This is a genomic window from Pseudopedobacter sp., from assembly GCF_040392825.1.
Classification (GTDB): domain Bacteria; phylum Bacteroidota; class Bacteroidia; order Sphingobacteriales; family Sphingobacteriaceae; genus Pseudopedobacter.
Window position 1 is genome coordinate 1 of the sequence record NZ_JBEBVH010000333.1, and the last position, 3,798, is coordinate 3,798.

The 3,798-nt window shown below is 37.0% G+C and carries 4 protein-coding genes and 1 tRNA gene; all 5 read right to left on the reverse strand.

Translation table 11 applies throughout. The annotated features are described in order from the left end of the window. Positions 1-112: 112 nt before the first annotated feature. A complete protein-coding gene (locus ABWO41_RS16460; RefSeq protein WP_353140361.1) occupies positions 113-781 on the reverse strand; it encodes an MgtC/SapB family protein in 669 nt (222 codons plus the stop codon). Between the two features lie 131 nt (positions 782-912). Then, a tRNA-Cys gene (locus ABWO41_RS16465) sits at positions 913-983 on the reverse strand. A 12-nt stretch (positions 984-995) separates the two neighbouring features. Continuing rightward, entirely contained in the window at positions 996-2,249 is a 1,254-nt protein-coding gene (locus tag ABWO41_RS16470) for a YeiH family protein (protein ID WP_353140363.1), read from the reverse strand. 6 nt (positions 2,250-2,255) lie between these two features. Beyond that, the gene (locus tag ABWO41_RS16475) at positions 2,256-3,179 is read right to left on the reverse strand and encodes an epimerase (protein WP_353140365.1); all 924 of its coding nucleotides are present in this window, start codon (positions 3,177-3,179) and stop codon (positions 2,256-2,258) included. Then, on the reverse strand, positions 3,180-3,798 hold a 619-nt coding region (locus ABWO41_RS16480; protein ID WP_502945662.1), incomplete at its 5' end, for a phytoene desaturase family protein. It abuts the gene before it with no gap.

The following is a 3,798-nucleotide window of genomic DNA, read 5'->3' on the forward strand; positions in this document are numbered from 1 at the left end:
GACATTTTCCTTCTCCGCTTTGCGATTAACCTAATTTTTATTTAATACCTGATATAACCAGCCATAACGATGCCAAAAAGGAAAACAGGCCGCAGAAGTGCTTTTTAATCAATTATTCCCAATACATTTTTTTCACCTGAAATTCTTTCTGTATTTCATTCAGGATGGTAGCCAGTGAATCCCTATGTAAATTCTTAAACTTCATTTCGATAGTTAGCTCATGATCATTTTTTTCTATTGAAAAATTAGAGAGCTTAATTTTCTCTGCCTTCCAGATTTTGTCTAAAAACTTTATCGGATCTACCGTGACCTCTAATGATACTCTCAATGTCTTTTTATGGAAAAGATGAGATATTCTTTTTTCCAGAGGCTGTAGTACCAGCAGAATAATAATTGCCAAAACGGTGGTAATAACGGCGGCAAAATACATTCCGCTTCCTGCGGCTAATCCTATTGCCGCTACGGTCCATAAACCGGAAGCCGTTGTTAAACCTTTTATTATACCCTGTTTAAGAAATAAGATTGTACCCGCTCCGATAAAGCCTATACCGCTTATTACCTGGGCTGCAATTCTGGATGGATCTAATGTTACATGTGCCGTTCCCAAAATATCAGAAAAACCAAAAGCCGAAACCATCATGGTTAAAGCAGCACCAACACATACCATCATATGTGTTCGCATGCCTGCTGCCCAATCTTTTCTTTCCCGTTCTAATCCAACTGCCGCACCCAAAGAAGCGGCAAGTACTAAGCGAATAGTTATCTCCCCCCAACTTAACATGATTCTTTTATATAAAATCTAATTCAATGCAAAAAACAACAAAACATACTATTGTGGATACAGATAGCCCTTTGCGTAATTTTTATTTGATACCAGATAAACAGAGCGAAAATCAGGCCACCTCTTCATAGACGCCGGGGATGGAATCGAACCATCGTAAAAGATTTTGCAGATCTCGGCCTAACCACTCGACCACCCGGCTATAATCTTCTGACTAGTCAAAAAGCAACAGTGCAATAACCAACGTAATTATTATATTAAAAGTCTGTGCTATTAAAAATGCATATAAGGGCTTCTTATTGTCTTGTTTAAACAAATCTTTAAAATTGGTTTCTAAACCTATAGAAGTAAATGCCAATGCGAACCAAAGCCCCTGAAGACTTTTTAAACTACTTTTAACCAGATCATTGGTTTCTTTGGAAACTACAAATGAAAATAGCAGAGAAGCAAATACGAAACCGACTACAAATTTTGGAAAACGGTCCCAAATTATTCTTAAAGTAGGTTTTTCTTTTTTAGTTTCTTCGTCAACAGATTTTGAGTAGGTCCAATAAATACTAATGAAAAATGCAGCGATACCTAACAATACATTTTGTGAGAATTTAACAATTGTGCTGATTTTTAAAGCCTCGTCTCCTACCAAAGAACCAGAAGCTACAACAGCACCTGTAGTATCAATAGATCCGCCCAGCCAGGCTCCGGTTACTTGCTGAGAAAGCCCTAAAAATTCCGCAATATATGGCATAAATATCATCATTGGAATAGCCGTAATCAGCACCAATGAAATGATATAAGATAATTTCTTACTATCACCTTTTATGGCTCCGGAAGTCGCAATAGCGGCAGAAACACCACAAATAGATACGGCACTGGATAACATTAACGACATTTCCTTATCTATCTTTAATTTCTTGCAAATCCAAAAAGCAAAATACCAGACCGAAACAACTACAATTAAAGCTTGAATGAGCCCCAAAGAACCAGCCGTCAGAATATCTCTGAAGATTACTGTTGTTCCTAAAAGGACTAGCCCAATTTTAACATATAATTCTGTACTTAAAGCAGATTTGAACCATTCTGGCAGATTGAAGAAATTACTGATTAACAAACCGATCCCTAAACTGAATATTACAGCCTCCAGATTGTATTCTTTAACAACCGCATTTCCTGCCAGAATCAGCGCAATAATTGTCAATACATATATAGACGGAAAAACAACCAAAAGCGATTTTACCGATTTTTGTAATAGCACCGCTCCTACAATGGCTGTAATAAATAATACAATAAATTGCTGCATTACTGCAAGCAAATTTGTACCAGAAAATACTTTATTTTCCAGATCAGCCCAGTTATTCCAATTAAAACCAGGTTTAGGGACAATAATTCCAAATAGTGCTAAAAACACTATCGCTAAACCCAAAACAACAACAACCCAATCTTCAGAAAGTGAAAACGATTTTGACGACATAATAATTTAAGTATATTTAATAAGTTGGTTAAATGTCTGATAAATGTATGGATATTCAAACTCGAAACCTTCTTCCAACGAAAATTTCGATACTGCCGGTACACTGGATAAAATTAATGAAGAGTCTATTCCTTTTAAAAACGCACCTATTTTTATTAGCGATTTGGGAAAAGGCAAACCAAATCCAATTCCGGCAGATTGACGTAAAGCTGTCATAAACTGCTCATTTGTAACAGGAAATGGACTACTTGCATGATAGACTGAATGTTCGGGATTATTATCTACCAACCAAAGAACCAGACGAATAAAATCTGTTTCAGCTATCCAGCTTACATACTGCTTACCATTTCCAACTTTTCCGCCCAATCCAGATTTTACAATTGGGTATAATTCCTTAAACATTCCGGAATTCCTGGAAAGTACAGGACTTATACGAAGTATGATTTTATTTGTATGCTGTAAATTTGTTTGATAGACAATAGATTCCCATTTCTGAGTTAAGGAAGCTAAAAAATCAGTTCCATATTGCCTACTGCTTTCATCCTGAATTCCACTTTGTACACCAGAGAAGATAGAAATTCCGGAAAAATTAATCCACAGCCCTGGCGGTTGTTCCAATTTTTGTATAGCTGTACCAATAATTTGTGTTGGCAAAAAACGCGACCTTTCTAACAACGATTTGTTTTTTGCTGTGAACCTTTTATTAATCCGTTCTCCGGATAAGTTGATAATCACGTCCGATTTTTCTATCTCTTTAACCCAATCTCCTAAATTTTCACCATCCCACAGGACATATTTTACATTTGATCTTTGATTAATAATTTTCTGACGACGAGTCAGCACTAAAACTTCATCCCCTCTTTGTAAAAAAGCATCTGTTAATAAAAGTCCTAAACTCCCTGTGCCTCCAGCCAATATAACCTTAGCCATTTATAAACTGATTTTAATCCCAAAACTATCCGCTAAAGCAACCTTAGCTGCATGATAACCACACATACCATGTACTCCGCCACCCGGAGGCGTAGAGGACGAACAGATATAAATCTTTTTGTTAGATGTTCTATATGGAGAAATACGAAGAGCAGGTCTGGTGTAAAGCTGAGAAAGATCAATAATTCCTCCGTTAATATCTCCTCCTATGTAATTTGGATTATAAGCTTCTACCTGCGCGGTATTCATCGTATGTTTTGCTAATATTCTATCCTTAAATCCGGGAGCGAAACGTTCGACCTGATTTTCAATTGCCTCAGTCATATCTGTTGTTGAGCCATTTGGCACATGGCAATAACCCCAAACAGTATGTTTTCCCTCAGGAGCTCTGCTATTGTCAAAAGCGCTTTGCTGAGCAAGCAATACAAACGGTTTTTCCGGATGTCTGCCCTGAGAAGCTATATTTTCAGATTGTTCAATCTCGGCATAAGTATTTCCCAAATGTACTATTGCCGCCTTGTTACATATCTCAGATTTGAAAGGTATTGGTCCATCCAATGCCCAGTCTATCTTAAATACGCCCATTCCATGGCGATATCTTTCCAATTGCCACTTATAA

Coding starts and splice junctions, on each gene's coding strand:
- ABWO41_RS16460 (WP_353140361.1), bottom strand. CDS start 781: ATGTTAAGTTGGGGGGAGATAACTATTCGCTTAGTACTTGCCGCTTCT.
- ABWO41_RS16475 (WP_353140365.1), bottom strand. CDS start 3,179: ATGGCTAAGGTTATATTGGCTGGAGGCACAGGGAGTTTAGGACTTTTA.
- ABWO41_RS16470 (WP_353140363.1), bottom strand. CDS start 2,249: ATGTCGTCAAAATCGTTTTCACTTTCTGAAGATTGGGTTGTTGTTGTT.